Origin of the sequence: Catenulispora sp. GAS73 (assembly GCF_041262085.1) — a bacterium.
In the GTDB taxonomy this organism is placed as follows: Bacteria; Actinomycetota; Actinomycetes; order Streptomycetales; family Catenulisporaceae; genus Catenulispora.
This window is the reverse complement of the sequence record NZ_JBGCCM010000020.1, coordinates 41,707-58,316: the sequence shown is the minus strand read 5'-3', so window position 1 is coordinate 58,316 and position 16,610 is coordinate 41,707. Positions and strand designations below refer to the sequence as shown.

The window sequence follows — 16,610 nt, the reverse complement described above, 5'->3', positions numbered from 1 at the left end:
ATCACCCGGTGGGCGTCGTGAGGCGGAGGCAGGCGACTTCCCAGCCGTAGCCGACGAGGACAGTGCCGTCGTCGGTGACGGACAGGGCCCCGATTCCGTCGGGGAAGTGCATCTGGGACAGTTCGCGGTACGTGGCCAGGTCCCAGATCCGGACCGTCTGGTCGTCGCTGCCGGTGATCGCGATGGTGCGGTCGGCAATGACTGCGCACTTGAGCGCCGTGATCGGACTTGTGTGCCCGATGAGTGGTTCGCTGTGGATGGTTCGCGTGGAGAGATCCCATACCCGTGCGCTGCGTTCGCCACCAGCGACTGTGACCACTGTCTCTCGATCGTGAAGCGAGACGAACTCGATCCTCGACATCTCGCCGAGCCTGCCGGTGAATGACTGCCCGATCTCGTCGCCGGACTCGATGCTCCAGGTACGAATGCCATGCAGTGGGCTACATGTGATCACCACAGCCTCGCCGTGCACAGTGCCGCACGTCATCGCGGTCACCGGGTCCTGTGGGTCGCAAGTCCACAGGCTACGTTGTGATGACATATCCCACGCTTGAAGAACGTGCGTCGGCTGCGGATCTGAGGAGTAGGCACTGCTGGCGACGATGATAATGGTGCGGCCGCGTGTCGCGCCGACCGCGACAGTGCTCACAATGCCGAATCGAGTGTCGGCCCTGAACTCGATCGTCTTGCCACTGAAGCCCGCGACCTGAAGTGTGTCGGGCTCCGACGCGAAGACGATCACCAGCCGGTCTCCGACAGTCAGGCCGTCAATTACTTTCTCGCCGGAAGTGCCTTGTGGAATTTCGGGAAGGAACTCGGTCACCTGTCGTCCGCTCGCCAGGTCCCAGGCGCGAGGCCTGCCTCGTGCACCCAATGTCATCGCCACACGTCGTCCTTCCAGGACGGCATATTCGAGGGCTTTGATGGGAAAGCGGTGACCGACGATCGGCGCGCCGATCTGCTCCACCGGCGCGAGATCCCATGTCCGGACGCTGTTGTCGTCGCCCACTGAGACGGCGACGGGCCGGTCACGGAGACTCACGTGAGCGACGGCTCGCACCGCTTGCGTGTGACCGCTGAACGGGCCTCGTACCTGTGCGCCGGTAACGAGGTCGAAGACTTCGATGGTGCGTTCCCCGCCGACGATGGCGACCGGACGTCCGTTCAAGACGGCGCAGACGAGTGCTCGGGCACCGATGTCCTGATTACTCACCGTGCTCACGACATGTTCTGCTGAGGAAAGCGCGTAGCGGCGAAGCATGCGCCCCGCGGCGACAACGCTGGGAACCCCTGATATCGTCGCGCAGTCGACGGCGTCTATTCCGGGGTAGCCCGACACCAGCGGTTCACCGAACTGCCGACGTGCGGCGAGATCCCAGGTCAGCACCTCGGCGTCGTTTCCGTTGCTGACCGCGATAGGCCGTCCGTCCACGAAGGTACACGCCAACGCCGTGATCCGCGTCTGGTGGCCGGTCATGGGCCCACCGATCGGCTGACAGGTCGCCAGGTCCCAAACCCGGATCGTCTTGTCGTTACCGCCGGTCACCGCGATCGGGCGGCCGTCCAGGACCGTGCACGCCACCGCGTTGATCCAGTCGACGTGGCCGACCATGGGCCGGCCGATCTGCCGCCTGGTGTCCAGGTCCCAGATCCGGACCGTCTTGTCGTCGCTGCCGGTCACCGCGATCGGGCGGCCGTCCAGCACGGTGCAGGCCACCGCGTTGATCCACTTCGTGTGGCCTTTCATGGGATCGCCGACCGGCCGCCCGGTGGCCAGGTCCCAGACCCGGACGGTCCGGTTGCCACCGCCGGTCACCGCGATCGGACGGCCGTCCAGGACCGTGCACGCCACCGCGTTGATCCAGTCGTAGTACCCGACGAACATCGCGAGCTGCTCCGGGCTGGGCAGCTCGCTGCCGGTGGACCAGACCGGCGTCAGCTCGAAGGGCCACACCGGGCTGTCATCGCCCCACGCCGGCTGTTCATCGGATCTCGCCGGGTCGTTGTAGGGCTGCGCCGGACCGTTGCCGACGGCTCTCGTCCTTCCCGGACGCGCCGGGCGCCGGGCCCAGACCCGCGCCGCGATTTTTGGAGCGCCATACCGCAAGGCGTCGATCGTGAGCAGCTCCGTGCGCGTGGCCGTGGGGAGAGGCGTGACGCGGTCCGACAGCCGCCAGATCGCCGCCGCGAGTCGCCCCGGCCGTGACCGGGCCGTGTTGCACAGCGTGCGCATGACGTCGGGGTCCACCTCCAGCAGCTCGTCCAGCCGACCGGCGTTGACGGCGTGTTCGTCCCAGTGCCGGGCGGCGTACGGCTCGGCGCGGTCGAAATCCCGGCGGCCGGCCGGCGCCTCACTGGTCGGCCGGACCAGCGCGTCGTAGAGCGGACTCAGGAGGCTGTCATCGGGCTGGAGGTGGTCTACGAGGCCCTGATGGAAGATCCGGTAGAGCGTGGTGCCATCGATGTCAGGGCTCGAGCGCAGATAGAACCGGATGCGGGTGATGACACGACTCAACAGGTCGGGGGAGAGTTCTGAGTCATCGTCGTCGCTGATCGACTCTTCCGAGGCGGCGCGCAGCACCGGTGCCAGGCGGCGGATCACCGTCGCCGGCATCCCCTCGCCGTGGGTGGCGGCGATCGCCGCCAGGACGGGGCGGAGCCAGCCCGCCGCAGTCCGGTCCGTCTCGGTCGCCGCCGCGCGTTCCGTGGACAGGTCGAGGTCAAGCAGGTCCGGGATCGCGGTCGGGACCCGGGCCAGCAGGGTGTCGACGGCCTGGGAATCAGCACCCTGCGGGTGAGCGTCCCGGAGCCAGTTGGCGTACAACGAGGCCGCCAGGAACTCGCCGCCCCGCTCGCGGCCGGGGTCGGTGAGCGCCTGGGCGACCCCGCGGCCGATCCGGCGGCGCGCGCCGAGGTCGAAGGCCGAGTCCACGGCGAGGAGATCGACGACGTACGCGGCCACGTCCCCCCTCAGGACCTCGGCGGGCAGGTCGTCGAGGTCGACGAGGCGGCCGCGGCGGCGGGCCAGGTTCAGCAGGGGCAGGAACTGGTCCCAGGGGCGGGTGCCGACCAGCAGCCGGCAGGCCGGCCTGCCGTCCGTGCGGGTGGACCGGGCCAGCGGCAGCAGCAGGCGGTCGACGATGGCCTGCTGGCCGATCGCCTCGTCGAGGGCGTCGAGGACCACGACCGGGGGGTCCGGCAGGGCGGAGATCGCGGTGATCACGGCGGCGGTGAAGGCGTCGATATCGGCGGCGGGCCCGCTGTCGCCGGCTGGCTCGCCGATTCCGGGCCGGCCGGCCAATCCCAGCTGGCGACTCAATCCGAGCAACGCCTCGCCCAGATCACGCTCCCGCAGGTGCACGGCAGCCAGCCGCGTGACCGGCGCGGGCAGGGCCTCGGCCGGCACCGTGTCCCATAGGCGCGTCGTTGCCTCCCGCAGCCCGGGATGCGCCGCGCACACCACGACCCCCAGAACCGCCGACTTTCCCGACCCCGCCCCGCCGGTGACGACGCGCAGCGGCTCGGTCCCGTCCGCCAACCATCGGGAGATGTCAGTGAGCTGCTCCGTGCGCCCGGTGAAGCAGCCCTGGACGCGCCCGCGCAACATGCCAGGGCCGAGCATCCGGCCTGCGGCCCGGTCGGCGAAGTGCACGACGTCCACGATGTGGTCCAGGTCCAGGAACGGCCGCAGCGTCTCATCGCTGTCCCGGACTGTTCGGGCGAGTCGGGCGTCGCGAGGCTTGCGCGGGTTCGGCACGAACGGCGGTGCCGCGTTGCCGTCCACCGGGGTTCCGGTGACGTCCTGCCGGCGCCCGCCGAGCTGTGCGACGCGGGTGCGGATCTGCTCGACGAGGTCGCTGAAACGCACGTATTCGCTCGGATAGAGGTCGATGGCTCCGGAGGCGATGTCCGTCAGGACCTCAGCGACCGCGCGACTGAAGACGCCGTCGTAGGCGAGGTCCGCGCCGGAGGTGGCCGCGATCACCCAAGCCCGGCTGTTGTGCTCGGCGGCCCGGAGCCAGTCCAGGCGGGCGGCAGCGCCGGCGTGACAGGTGTCGAGGAGGAACAGGGTGGTGGGTCGGCTCGGGCGGAGGTCGGGGAAGTCGTCCAAAAACTTCAACCAGTCCTGGACATCAGTGTTCTGACCGTCCGCGCCCACCACGTACAGCCCGCTCAGGCCCAACACCCCGTGGCTGAGCACGTGGATCACCACGACGTCGCCACCCCCATGCTGTTTCAGCTCGTCCGTCACGGCCCGCCCCAGCCGCTCGGTGGTGGGCAATTCCTTGCCGTCGGCGCGGGTGCCGCGGTAGCCGAACAGATCCAGCGAGCGCCGCACCTGGTCGGCCCGGTCCACCGCGAAGGACAGCGTGGCTGGCGCGTCCGTGGCCGGCTCGGCCTCGTGCGGCCCGAAGTCGCAGATGCCGATGCACAGCGCGCGCCGCGATCGCGGAGTCACCTATTTCCCCTTCCGTCGTCGGCGGCCTCGGCTCGCCGGGAAATCAATTCTCTGCAAAGCTCCCCTCCACTGCCACCGCTTCGATGCGTCCGCCGTCCAGTAAGGACCACGAGCCGAGCAGTGATTGTGACGGTTCCATCTGGCCCGGTTCACCGTCGAAGGAATGCCGTGAGGGCTGGTGATGATGGAGGCGACGAAGGCTTTGGGGATTCTGGTGCCGGCGCAGGGGCCACCAGCACTGTCGATGTGAGGGTCTCCTCCCGGTCAGGTGGCTGCGCCACCCAGGTGACTAAGGGTGTGGCATTCGAAGGCTTGACCGAGAACTCGTCGAGGCACTATCAAGTCAACTCTTGGACAGAGTTTCGGCAGTTCTGGGGCCGATTCTGATGCATGGTTCAGCGGGGTCTTCGGATGCGGGATCAACCTCGGGGTGGAGAGTGGGTGATCGCGATGGTGAGGACGGATTCGGCGGAGGCGCGAGGGTCCGCGCTGGCTCTTGGGAGTCCCGCGTTGCCGGAGGCCGGTGGTCTGCCTGCGGTGTTGGATGTGCCGTCGGCGGGGCGGTTGTTGGGGATCGGGCGGACGGTGGCGTATCGGCTGGCTGCGGCGGGGAAGTTTCCGTGTCGCGTGCTGCGGGTGGGGTGTCAGTGGAAGGTGCCGACGGCCGATCTGCTGGCGGTGTTGGGACTTCCCGCCCAGTCTGCGCCGACTGTAGACGGCAGGCCCGGGGGAGATCACAGGTGGCGGGCGGATCATCACGTGGTGATCGCGCGCCAGCGAGGAGGCGGTGCCGGCGCGCGCAGGCGCAGGGGTGATCGAGCGTGAGCGCGGGTTCGGTATTCAAGAAGTGTGGTTGCCGGGAGCCGGTCCTCAGCCCGGACGGCATGCCGATGGTGGATGCCGCCGGGAAGCCAGTGGTGCGGCGTCTGGGTGTGAAGTGCCCGAAGTTATGCCGCGGTGCGGGCTGGAATCCGCGGCACGGCACCTGGTATTTCCAGTACGACCACGCCGATGCCGCCGGCGCCCGGGTCGTGGTCTCTTTCGGCAGCCTGGCCACTCGCGTGGAGGCTGAGGACCAGCTTGCTGCGGTGCAGCGCCTGTTGGGGATTGCCGATGAACTCGGCGACGACCCGCGGGCGGTGGCCGAGCTCAGGGTGCAGATAGCCGCCCGGGTCCGGGCCGATCACAAGGCGGGTCTGGGGCTGCCGGAGTTCGAGGCGATGCGCCGGGCTGTGCTGACCGGTGCACCGGTGACCGAGCATCTGACGGTGGGGCAGTGGCTGACCGAACGGCTGGCTGGAAAGACCGCGCTGAGCGTGTCCACACGGCGGATGTACGCCTCGCAGGTGCGGACTTATCTGATCCCGCACCTGGGCCGGATCCCCCTGGACCGGCTTCGGGTGGCGCATGTGACGGCGATGTTCGACGCGATCGCCCAGGAGGCTGCGGCGGCGGAGGCGAACAACGTCGCGCGCCGTGAGGCGGATGCGGCCCGGAAAGCGGCGTGGGCCAGTGGGGATCGTGCGGCGTGGCGCCAGGCGAAGGACCGGTTGGCCGCGTTGCCAGCGTTCCGGCTGCCGTGTCATGCGGCGACCCGGTTCCGGCTCCGGTCTGCGCTGCGCTCGGCTCTGTCAGCAGCCTGCGCCCAGCAGCTGGTCACGATCAACGTGGCGGCGCTGGCCGAGATCGGCTCGGGACGGTCGCCAAAGGGATTGGTGTGGACGCCCGAGCGAGTGGCGTACTGGCAGGCCACCGGGAACAAGCCGTCGCCGGTGATGGTGTGGACGGCCGAGCAGACCTGCCAGTTCCTGGACCGGGCCGCCCGCCATGAGTGGTACGCGCTGTACCTGCTGGTGGCCTGTACCGGCCTGCGCCGAGGTGAGGCATGCGGGCTGCGCTGGATCGATGTCGATCTGGACGCCCGGATGATCTCCCCGACCAAGCAGCGGGTACAGAACGGCTGGGAGGTGCTGGAGACCGACCTGAAATCCGACGCCAGCGAACGTGACGTGGGCCTTGCCGATCAGGTCGCCGAGGCGCTCCGTGCGCAGCGGGACTGGCAGCAGGACGCACGCGAGCGCGCCAGGTCGGCGTGGGTCGAGACCGGGCTGGTGTTCACTACGGCCGACGGCGAAGGGCTGCACCCGGCCAAGGTCACCGCGCAGTTCAAGCAGCTGGCCCGGGAGGCCGGGCTGCCGCCTGTCCGTCTGCATGACCTGAGACACGGTGCCGCCTCGTTGGCGCTGGCCGCCGGGGTGGACCTGAAGGTCGTCTCGGACATGCTCGGCCACTCAGGCACAGCGATCACCCGGGACATCTACACCTCGGTGTACGACGAGCTGAAACACGCCGCAGCTGCGGCCATCGCCGCCGCAATCAACGGCGCTCGCGCGACAGCCGCACCACCCAAGCCGAGCAGACGGACGGCGACGACCCTCGACACGGCGGGTTGAACAGGCCGGAGGTCGCATCGACCACAGCAGCGGACCTTTTGTGTCCTGGCCATCTCGCTGTGCTGCCGGACACTTTCACAGGTCAGTAGGGGTACAACCCCCCCGCCATGCCATGGACCTTCGAACTCGCAGAGCCCGGATGTCCCGATCCTGCGAGCCGAAAATCCACTGGAGCCCTCAAGGAGGTCAGGGTTCGGGCATCGAGTTCTGGAACGCAGTCGGAACGCACCCTGGACCACGCCTGGACCATCTGGGCTGACGGGGCGTCAAGAGGTTCAACCAATCGGAGGTTGAAAACACAAAACCCCTGGTCAGCTACGCTGCCAGGGGTTTGACTACGGGTGCGCCGCCAGGGACTTGAACCCCGAACCCGCGGATTAAGAGGAGAATCTCCGAAGTCCGCTGGTAGAGGCAGCGGCAGCCTCGTTGGTAGCCGGATCCGGGTGGTCCAGGGTGGTCCAGGGCGGACGGAACCCTTGGGCAGTGGATTTGTGATCCGCTGCCCAAGGGGGCTCGGATCTGTTTGCTGGGATCGCGCCCGGCCTGATTGTGATCGCTGTGACCACGGGGTAGTCGCGTCCTCACGAGACTGCGGCGACTGTCGCTCACGAGACACTCTGCACGGACCCGTCACTTCTTCTTCGCGGCGTCTCGCAGGAAGCTCCGCACCTTCTCGCGAGCCTGCTCCGCGACGTGCGGGCCGTGGGTGAACGCGGCCACCTGGTACTCCAGCTCGCCGAGGATGTGCGAGGTCTGACGATTCAGCTTGATGTCGGTGCAGAACGCCTTGACGCCGAACCCTAGCTTCCGAACGTTCCAGATCGAGTCGCCGGTGATCAGCGTTCCGCTCGATTCGTGCATCAGAGCGACGTGCCCAGGCGTGTGGCCGGGCGTGTGGTGGACGCGGAGACCGCCCGCCACCGGCAGGATGTCGCCCTCCTCGAACTCCTCGCCGATGACGATCGCGGGGAAGTCCTTGCCCGGTGCGCTCAACTTTCCCACCCGGCGGCCCAGGAAGGTCGACTGGTCCCGGGGCGGGGCCTGGCCGATGCGCGCGAACGGTGCGTCGATCGCACTGATCGCCACCGGGGCGTTCGCCTGCTCGGCGAGTGTGGCCGCGCCGCCGGCGTGGTCGCTGTGTGCGTGGGTGAGAACGATGCGGGTGACGTCGCCGACAGTTTTGCCCATCGCGGCCAGGCCCGCGGCGGCCTTGGCCGGACCGCTCTTGAAGCCGGTGTCGACCAGTGTCACCTGCCCGTCGTCGTCGACCAGCGCGTAGATGTTGACGAAGTCGAAGCGGGCGGCGGGGATCCGCCAGACGTTCGGCGCGATCCTGATCGCGGCTTCCTTGCTCATCGTTGTCTCCGGTGCTCGGATCGGGTTGGCGTCTCATCCTGAGCCGGATGTAAGGCCATGTCGATGGGTGGAACGCAAGTGCCGAGATTCTGATCTGGCAGCGCTCTCGACCTGGCCGGATGATCCGCCGATGTGAGGGTCGGCCGGGAACACGGCCAGGTTTTCGCCGGTCGGTTTGCCGACGCAGCGAACATCGACTTCTAACGTACCGGCGAATAGGTGAGTAAAACGCTGAGTACCGTACCCCCGAGCATCATGCCGATGACGAAGGCAAGCCCGATGACGCCGATCGGTCTTGATCGGGCAGGCGTAGTGGTCTGGGGCCTCACTGCACATTCAGGCGGTGCGTCTGGCGCCGCGACAGTCGCGAACAGGGGAGCCTGTGCCGCGACGACCCCACGTCTGCTCCATTCAGCGTCGGCCAGTTCCCACACCGCGCGCAGGGCGACCTCGGGTTCCCCGGCCAGCTCGCAGAGGGCTCGCACAGCACGCCACGGCGGTAGTGCCTCGCCGTTCAGCCATCGTCCCCAGGAAGACTTGCTGTACCGGGTGGCTTCGGCGAGCTTCACCTTCACCACGCTGGATCCGGTGCGCACGCGAAGGGCGCGAAGCTCGGCCGCGAGAGCCCACGTGGAACCCACCGCTTGTGGCGGCGCGTCAGGCGGTCTTCCGTCGTGCGCGGCAGTAGTACGCCGCCATACCTGTGTCGCAGCACGGTACAGGGCCGCGATGCTTGCCCGGTCCGCGACGCCCAACCCGGCCAACCCGGCCAACGACTCGACGGCTTCATACGGTGGCAGAGCCCGGCCGTCCAAATACCGTTCCCAGGAGGACGCGCTTCGACTCGTCTTCGTCGCCAGCTGGGAAAGACTCAGATCGCTGTCGTCCTTCATCTTCCGAAGTTCGACGACGAGCCGGACCACCAGCGGGTCGAGTCCGTCGCGCAAAGGCTTCCAGCGAGGCATGCGTCATCTCCTGTTGGCCCGGCCAGGCCATCACGACTTCGCCTTGTCGGGGCTGGGGTAGCGGGCCTCGTGCGTCATGGCGATGCGGCCGGTCTCCATGTCGAGGACGTGGCCGGAGACGCTCACCTTGGGCGAGAGGAACCGGGACGTGAGCAGGTGCTCGACGTCGGCCGCGACGCTGTCGTGCGGGTCCGTGACGACAGAGCCCGCCAACGTTGCCTCGGGGATGCCGGTGCCCTCGGCGGCCTGGCGTCGGAAGTCGGCGTCGGCGAGGAACCCGGTTCCACACTGCGTGTGGTGGATGATCGCGACCTCGAAGAGCGACTCGGCTGGGCCGGCCAGTTGCTCGGCCAGGAATGCCAGGTAGGCGATGTCGTTGATGACGGTCTGGGTGACACGCCCGCCGGCGTTGCGGATGACGGGAGCGTCGCCGGGCCCGAGTCCCAGGGCGAGTGCCGGGTCGATCCTGTGGTCCACGCAGGTGAGGACGATGACCTGTGCGGTGGGCAGCCCGAGGGGCACTGGCGTGTACGCCTGGACGAACTGCTCGTTCTTCTCGAGCAGGGGAGCCATTTTCGTGGTGCTCATGATGGATACCTTCCGGATTCGGTGAATCGCTGCGTCGGCGATTCAGGCTGGGCCCCCACCCCGTGACTGGTGGCGATGTCCTGGATGGCTGCGGCTAGGAGCTCGGGATGTTCGCTGGTGGTGAGATGGCCGCCGGGGAAGGTGAGGATCTTGGCGTCGGGCACTCGTTCCCGCGCTGCGGGGATCTGCCGCTTCTCGTAGGCGTCCTCGCTGCTGCCGCCGATATATACGGCGACGGACCCATCCAGCTGCTGGTTGATTGTGGCGAGATCCCACCGCTGCCGGTGACGGCTGTGCTCGTGGACGAAGCCCGCGCCCTCATGGGCGAACCGCGCCCCCTGGTGCCTGGTGATCGCCGACCACAGCTCGTGAAGCTCACTATCGGTCGGGCGGTAGACGCGGGAGTAGATGCGTGCCTGCATCCATGCGCGGGCGAATACCGCGGGCGAGCGTTGCCCCCCCCCGCACGCCGAGGGCTCCCAGCGGCGATCTCAACAATGGTGTGCTCTGCCACGGGTGGCTGTGCGCGTCGTAGAACAGACCACCATTCATCATGAACACGGCCGATATCGTGGTCGCCGAACTGTCGGGGGACGCGTTTCGCTCGACCTGACGTTGGAGCAACTCCAGCAGTCCCAGCGAGGTGTAGTCGAAGGTGACGACGGCGGTCCGGTGCACGCCGTGGTGCTTCCACAGCGCTTCGATCAGATCGGCACGTTCCAGGGTCGAGTACTTGTAGCCCTTGGGCTTGTCGGAATCGCCTTGCCCGACGGGCTCTACGTATAGCCGTGGACTGAGATCATCGGAGAGCAGCCTGTCGACCTGCGCCCAGCCGTAGGAACCGTCGGGGAATCCGGGCAGCATCGTGAGCCATACGGCGTCCTCGCCCTGCGCGGGAGAGTGCACACGCTCGAAGACTTGCAGGGCGTTGGGGTCTTCGGCGGCGTCACGCTCGGACAGCACCCGCGCGGGCGTTGGGCTGTACCAGATCCGCTGCCCACCTGCGAACCACTCTGCCGCGGTCACAGGGGGTGTCTTGTCGTCGGCATCCATGAAAGCCTCCTGGAATGTGGACGCTGTCCACACTCTAACCCGGGTTAGTGGACGGTGTCCACTTGGAGCCCGGCGGGGTCAGCTTTGTGTACACTGTCCACGATCGTGACCCGCATCGAAAGGCTGGCCATGACCATCGGTGGTTGGCAGGACGAGCAGCTCGAGGCGATGGCTGGCTGGACGCTTGTTCAGGTCGCGTTCCACGCCAGTCGCGAGAACATGACCCGTTTGATCGAAGCGCATCCCGGACTTGCGGGCAGTCCCGTTCCCGCTTGTCCGGCGTGGACCGTGCGAGATCTGCTCGCACATGTGGTGGGTCACTGCCGGCCTGAGCTTTCCGACGAGGGCGACGGCGCGAAGCCGCTGCACCCCATCGAGGAACTCGGCGTCGGCGAACTGCTCGACGAGTGGGCGTGGACCGGGCCGCGGGCCGAGCGATCGCTGGCCGAGAACGAGTTCCGCCACCGCATCTGGGTGATGGACATGTTCACCCACGAACTCGACCTTCGGCGGACCGTTGGCGCGCCGCTGCCCGACGAGCAGCATCCTGGGTTTCGCATCGCGTGGGGCGTCGTCCTCGGGGGCTTTTCGGCTTCGATCGCCGCGCGCGGCATGCCGGCCTGCGCCTTGAGGCGCAGGATGCCCAGTGGGTGGCCGGCTCGGGGGAGGAGGCCGGCGCCGTGCGCGCGCATCGGCTCGACCTCTATCGGTCACTCGCCGGGCGACGTACCCACGAGCAGATTTCCGAGTTGGCCTGGACCGTTCCGGCGACGCCATGGCTGCCCGCGTTCACTTGGGGGCCTTTTGATCCACCGGCGCAGGCATCGGAGCCTGTGATCGGCTGAGGGATCAACGCCAAGGAAGGGCGAGCAGGAAGCAGGAGCCCACAACGAGGAAGCCTCCGCCGAGGATCGCGCATGCAGCGTTGAAGCGGCGGCGACCTCGCGTGTTCGGCATCTCGGTGCCGATCAGGCTTCTCATTATGTTGTTCGAAAAGCCCGCCATCTTGTCGCCGAAGCCGCCGGTGTTCAGCCACAGCAAAACCCCATAGGCGACCGCTATCAGTCCGAACACAAGCCCGACCACGGGCATCAGGGTCCTCATGAGCGCACCTTCCTGCAGCCGGCAATTGCCCTGATCGTTGCAGGTGCTACCCCGGCTACGTCCAGCCGCCGACAGACGATGCCGAGACTTTGGTCCGAGAGCTCGCAGACCTGGTGGATCGCCCGAGGCGTATGACGATGGAGCGGGAAGCCGATAGATCTAGCCGGTCGGGTGCTCCTGCCCGCTATCGCGGCGTGGGCGGGTCTGGTCCGTCTAGTACTCCAGTAGTCGTTCGTGACGCGTGAGGCTGAGGTGGTTGGAGAGACGGGACAGCCGCCGTCAATCATCGTGTGGTGTGAAGACAACTGACGAGAAGGCGGCTGCTGTACCGGGTTTAGACTTTGCCGCCTGCGAGGCGGGGTTGGCCCTGCTCACAGGTCGGATAGCGGGCAGATTCGGGCGGGCGGAACCGCGGCGCCACGCGACGGCGATGCTCAGGGCTTTGATTGCTGGGCTGCCGCGGGTGAACTGCTGGACGCTGGCCGAGCACGCCGGGTATGCCACGCCCGGAGCGTTCCAGAATCTGCTGTCTCGGGCGCGGTGGGATCACGACGGCGTGCGCGACGACCTGCGTGAGCATGTGGCCGAGCGGCTCGGGACCCGGGAGGCGGTACTGGTGCTGGATGAGACCGGCGACGTGAAGAAGGGCACGGAGACCGTCGGGTCCAGCGGCAGTACTCCGGCACCGCCGGCCGGATCGAGAACACTCAGATCGCGGTCTACGCAGACTGGGCCACGGCGTGCGGGGCGGCGTTCATCGACCGTGAGTTGTATGTCCCCCGAGCGTGGACCGAGGCTCCGGGAGCGGTGCGCGGCGGCCGGGCTGCCTGAGCAGTTGGAGTTCGCCACCAAACCGGCCCTGGCCCTCGGGATCGTGACTCGGACGGTGGCAGCGGGGATCCGGCCGAGCTGGGTGGCCGGCGATGAGGTCTACGGCAACGACCCGGATTTGCGTGCGGGGCTGGAAGGTGTGGGCATCGGCTACGTCCTGGCCGTCCCACGGTCGTTGCGGCTGCGCATCGGCCCGGCCTCGATCCGTGCCGACGTGCTGGCTGCGGCCCTCCCCGAGGCATTCCAGTCCGGCAAGGCCCTGGCCGGGCGGGATGAGCACCAGGTCCGCCGCTACACCTCCTGGTACCGATGGACCGTGCTGGCGATGCTCGCCCACGCCTTCCTCACCATCACCACCGCCCAGCAGCCCGGACCTCAGACCGCCAGCAGCCTGATCCCATTCACCCGCAACGAGATCAGGCACCTGCTGGCCACGCTCACATTCACGATCCCGCACCGGCCCGATCACCGCTGGTCCTGGTCGGCATGCCGACGCCGACACCAACTCGGTGCGAAACACTGCCACTGCCAGCGGCGAGAATCATGCTGGACGTGACAGGCGCGAACGACTATCGGACATCGAGTCGGAGTGTCAGCCGAGGCCGCGCGCACCTCGCACCTGACTTGACGGGGCTGGCGACTACGGCGCAGCCAACAGCCCGGCCTGCCGACGGGCAAGCGCGAGCAACATATCCCACGTCCATTCCGGAGAGCCGGAGCCGGACACCACGATCACGTGCGAGCCGACCGCTGCCGCCAACATCCTCGCGACCCCGTTCCCGACGGGCCCGCTCGTGTGCTGCTCGTGCGCCCAGACCCGGCCTGCCCCGGGAAACGGATCGATCTCCACAACCCGCTCCTGAAGCACGGTGACTTGGCTACGCTGGTTGCGAAGTCCCCGGTCCCCGACTACTTCGATGGCCTGGAGCGCATCGGACTCCGAGGCCAGCGGCATCACCTGCACCCAGCACCACTGCCGGTTCGCGAGTTCGAAAGACCGCCATGCCGTAATGCTCCTGGCAGCGCGCGCTCGCTTGCCCCACTCCGTCGCCGGCCCAGTCACCCCGGTCCGCCAGGTCCGCTCGTCAACCACGGCCCAGCCGCCGCCCGGCAGATCATCCACCGTCACCACGCGCGCCAGCATCTGCCTGGCACCAGGCTTCGGTATCAACTGCGCCGCGACGAATCCCAACCGATTGAGAACCACTGCCGCATCGTGCCAGAACCGACGAAGTCCCGGCTACCGAAAGCCTGCAACCAACGACCCAGGCAGCACACAACCATCAGCCCAGTAGCGAACGACTACTGGAGTACTAGCCGCTGGCTGCGGATGTACCGAGCTCAGATGAGGATCTCCTCGTCGACGTTGGTCAACGTGCTGATGTCGGCGTCGAGGAACTTCGAGAGCTCCGCGAAGTATTCGCGGGATCGGCTGACGTACAGGCCGTGACCCGCGCCCTTGAAGACCACCATTCTTTTGTTCTTCAGTATCTTGGCGACTCGCCGTGCGGTGAGATCGATCGGTGCCGATATGTCGTCCGTGCCGTGGAGGATGAGCGTCGGGGTGTCGATTGCTGGGAGCTCGTTTCGCAGATCGAACGGTCCGTTGGTGGCCAGCAGTATCGGCATCGACGTCTCGACGATCTGGCGGCGCGTCCAGTTCACGAGCTCTTCGGACACCGAATCCTCGGCATCGAAGTATTGACCCGGATACGCGTCCATGAACGCGCCGACATCGCGCTTGATGAGCTCGGCGCCCTTGTCCAGGATCGACGGGTCGAGGCCTTCGGGATTGTCGGCGGTCTTCCTGAGGTACGGCATCAGCGTTCCGCTCAACACCAGGCGGTCGATCCGGTCTGCGCCGTGGCGGGACAGGTAGCGGACTGCCTCGCAGGTTCCCAGCGAGTGGGCGACCAGCGTCACGTTCGACAGGTCCAGAGTCTCCAGGACGGAGGCCAGATCGTCGGCGAGCGTGTCCAGGTCGTACCCGACGCCGGGCCGGTCGGAGCGTCCGTGACCACGCCGGTCAAAGGTGATGCACCGGAAGCCCGAACCGGCGAGATCCGCGATCTGGTAGTCCCACATGCAGGAGTTCAGCCCCCAGGCGTGAACAAAGACGACTGGTCGGTCTCCCGGCCAGTCGGTGAAGAAGAGGTCGGTGCCATCGCTGGCCTTGAGGTACGGCATTGCATCCTCCGCGAATGTTCGGTGGTACCCGGTGATCATTCGTCCACCTGCGCGGCGATGTCGATTACCTCCGAGGTCAAGTCGCGGCGGTCGCCGTCTGCGCCGATCCGCCTGACGGAGAAGAATTCCCGTCCCACCGTCGTTCCGATGACTGAGACAGCACGTCCAAGGGATCGCCGGGCCAAGATGTCGGCGGTTAGGTGTGCACCCCCGATCTGTCTCCGTATTCTGCGAACAACATCCCGCAGGGACGGAGGTACACGTGCCGACCAACTGGGCACCGCTGCCGGCTGGGCTGTCCGATCCGGCCCGAAGACTCGCCGAGGAGCTTCGGGCGATGAAGGATGCCAGTGGCCTGACACTCGCCCAGCTGGGCACGAAGACGCACTACGCCCGTTCTTCGTGGGAACGCTGGCTCAACGGCAAACGCCTGGTCACCCGCTCCGCCGCGCTGAGCCTCGCGGCACTGGTGGGCGGGGAGCCCGCGTGGTTGCTGGAACAGCTGGAGCTGGCCGCCGCCGATCCGCAGGGCTTCGACGGAGCCGGCGCCCCGCCGCCGACGGTCCGTGCGCCGCACCCGGCGGGCACTGCCTTCGCGCCGATCGCCCAGCTCCCCGCGGACATCGCGGACGTCACCGGACGCGAACCGGAGACCGCGCAGCTCGTCGAGGTGTTGACCCGGGGCGGCGACGGTCCCGGCCGGCTGCCGGTCGCCGTGGTGACGGGCGGCGGAGGACTGGGCAAGACAACGCTGGCCGTGCATGCCGCGCACCAGGCCGCCGCCTGGTTCCCCGACGGCCAGCTGTACGTCGACCTGCGCGGGGCGGACCCCGCGCCGCGCGAGGCGTCCGACGTTCTCGCCAGCTTCCTCAGGGCGCTGGCAGTGCCCGAACACGACATCCCACAAGCGGTCGACGACCGGGCTGCGCGCTACCGCACGGTCCTGACTGGACGCAAGGCTCTGATCGTCCTCGACAACGCCCACGACGCAGCCCAGATCCGCCCCCTGATACCCGCCGCGCCGGGATGCGCGGTACTGGTCACCAGCCGCCGAAGGCTGTCCGGTGTGGCCGGGGCGCATCGCCTGGACCTGGATCTGCTGGCCGCCCCCGATGCGCTCGCCCTGATCGAGAGTGTGATTGGGCCCGAACGCGCGGCTGCCGAGCTCGGGGCTGTCGCGGCGATCGTGGAGTGCTGCGCGGGGTTGCCGCTGGCGTTGCGCATCGCCGGCGCGCGGCTGGCCGACCGGTCCACTGGTCCGTCGCCGCGTTCGCGGCCCGCCTGTCTGACCGGCGCCGGCGGCTGGACGAGCTGTCCGTGTCCGATCTGGCGATCCGTGCCTGCTTCGACGCCAGCTACGCCGCACTGCTTGTCCCGGATCCGTCTGCGGCAGGCGTCGCGGTGCCGATCCGGCGCGCGTGTTCCGGATTGCCGCGTTGGTCCCGGCCGCCGCTTTCGACGCCGATGAGATCGCCGCGTTGTTGGGGGAGGAGGACACGGACGTCGAGGCGACTTTGGAGCACCTGGTCGACGTCCATCTGCTGAACGACGACGGCGATGGCCGCTACCGCTATCACGATCTGATCCGTGACTACGCCGTGGAATGCTTGTAGA

14 protein-coding genes and 1 pseudogene are annotated in these 16,610 nt (G+C 67.8%); 6 read left to right on the top strand and 9 right to left on the bottom strand.

The features are described 5' to 3' along the window. Nucleotide 1 precedes the first annotated feature (1 nt). Nucleotides 2–4,459 (bottom strand): hypothetical protein, encoded by a 4,458-nt coding sequence (locus ABH935_RS28375; protein WP_370380988.1) that lies wholly within the window; start codon nucleotides 4,457–4,459, stop codon nucleotides 2–4. 390 nt (nucleotides 4,460–4,849) lie between these two features. Here ABH935_RS28375 and ABH935_RS28370 point away from each other — a divergent pair, with 390 nt between their 5' ends. Then, nucleotides 4,850–5,284: a helix-turn-helix domain-containing protein gene (locus ABH935_RS28370; RefSeq protein ID WP_370380987.1), complete on the top strand. Its 435-nt coding sequence runs from the start codon at nucleotides 4,850–4,852 to the stop codon at nucleotides 5,282–5,284. A 59-nt stretch (nucleotides 5,285–5,343) separates the two neighbouring features. Beyond that, nucleotides 5,344–6,912, top strand: a complete 1,569-nt coding sequence (locus tag ABH935_RS28365) for a tyrosine-type recombinase/integrase (protein WP_370380985.1) — start codon at nucleotides 5,344–5,346, stop codon at nucleotides 6,910–6,912. Between the two features lie 630 nt (nucleotides 6,913–7,542). On the opposite strand, the gene ABH935_RS28360 is transcribed toward ABH935_RS28365, so the two are convergent. From ABH935_RS28360 to ABH935_RS28340, 5 genes are all read right to left on the bottom strand, one after another. Continuing rightward, nucleotides 7,543–8,268, bottom strand: a complete 726-nt coding sequence (locus ABH935_RS28360) for an MBL fold metallo-hydrolase (protein ID WP_370380984.1) — start codon at nucleotides 8,266–8,268, stop codon at nucleotides 7,543–7,545. A gap of 200 nt (nucleotides 8,269–8,468) precedes the next feature. Then, nucleotides 8,469–9,233, bottom strand: a complete 765-nt coding sequence (locus tag ABH935_RS28355; RefSeq protein WP_370380983.1) for a helix-turn-helix domain-containing protein — start codon at nucleotides 9,231–9,233, stop codon at nucleotides 8,469–8,471. Between the two features lie 30 nt (nucleotides 9,234–9,263). After that, a complete protein-coding gene (locus tag ABH935_RS28350; RefSeq protein ID WP_370380982.1) occupies nucleotides 9,264–9,821 on the bottom strand; it encodes a carbonic anhydrase in 558 nt (185 codons plus the stop codon). Further along, the gene (locus ABH935_RS28345; protein WP_370380981.1) at nucleotides 9,818–10,243 is read right to left on the bottom strand and encodes a hypothetical protein; all 426 of its coding nucleotides are present in this window, start codon (nucleotides 10,241–10,243) and stop codon (nucleotides 9,818–9,820) included. The genes ABH935_RS28350 and ABH935_RS28345 overlap by 4 nt, the downstream gene beginning before the upstream one ends. Then, a complete protein-coding gene (locus ABH935_RS28340; RefSeq protein WP_370380980.1) occupies nucleotides 10,200–10,874 on the bottom strand; it encodes an alpha/beta fold hydrolase in 675 nt (224 codons plus the stop codon). Before ABH935_RS28340 ends, ABH935_RS28345 begins: the two co-directional genes overlap by 44 nt. A 105-nt stretch (nucleotides 10,875–10,979) precedes the next feature. Between ABH935_RS28340 and ABH935_RS28335 the strand changes: the two genes are divergently transcribed. Next, nucleotides 10,980–11,711, top strand: a complete 732-nt coding sequence (locus ABH935_RS28335) for a hypothetical protein (protein ID WP_370380979.1) — start codon at nucleotides 10,980–10,982, stop codon at nucleotides 11,709–11,711. A 12-nt stretch (nucleotides 11,712–11,723) separates the two neighbouring features. Here the strand turns inward: ABH935_RS28335 and ABH935_RS28330 are convergent, their stop codons facing one another. Then, a complete protein-coding gene (locus ABH935_RS28330; RefSeq protein WP_370380978.1) occupies nucleotides 11,724–11,978 on the bottom strand; it encodes a hypothetical protein in 255 nt (84 codons plus the stop codon). 430 nt (nucleotides 11,979–12,408) lie between these two features. Between ABH935_RS28330 and ABH935_RS28325 the strand changes: the two are divergent. Then, nucleotides 12,409–13,365, top strand: a pseudogene (locus tag ABH935_RS28325) (IS701 family transposase). Nucleotides 13,366–13,449: 84 nt separating this feature from the next. Here the strand turns inward: ABH935_RS28325 and ABH935_RS28320 are convergent. Then, the gene (locus tag ABH935_RS28320) at nucleotides 13,450–14,016 is read right to left on the bottom strand and encodes a hypothetical protein (protein WP_370380977.1); all 567 of its coding nucleotides are present in this window, start codon (nucleotides 14,014–14,016) and stop codon (nucleotides 13,450–13,452) included. Nucleotides 14,017–14,150: 134 nt separating this feature from the next. After that, nucleotides 14,151–14,996, bottom strand: coding sequence for an alpha/beta fold hydrolase (locus ABH935_RS28315; RefSeq protein WP_370380976.1), 846 nt, complete (start codon nucleotides 14,994–14,996; stop codon nucleotides 14,151–14,153). A 262-nt stretch (nucleotides 14,997–15,258) separates the two neighbouring features. Here ABH935_RS28315 and ABH935_RS28310 point away from each other — a divergent pair, with 262 nt between their 5' ends. Both ABH935_RS28310 and ABH935_RS28305 read left to right on the top strand, forming a co-directional pair. Then, the gene (locus ABH935_RS28310) at nucleotides 15,259–16,464 is read left to right on the top strand and encodes an NB-ARC domain-containing protein (RefSeq protein WP_370380975.1); all 1,206 of its coding nucleotides are present in this window, start codon (nucleotides 15,259–15,261) and stop codon (nucleotides 16,462–16,464) included. Continuing rightward, nucleotides 16,415–16,609 (top strand): hypothetical protein, encoded by a 195-nt coding sequence (locus ABH935_RS28305; protein WP_370380974.1) that lies wholly within the window; start codon nucleotides 16,415–16,417, stop codon nucleotides 16,607–16,609. The genes ABH935_RS28310 and ABH935_RS28305 overlap by 50 nt, the downstream gene beginning before the upstream one ends. The last annotated feature ends 1 nt before the right edge of the window (nucleotide 16,610 follow it).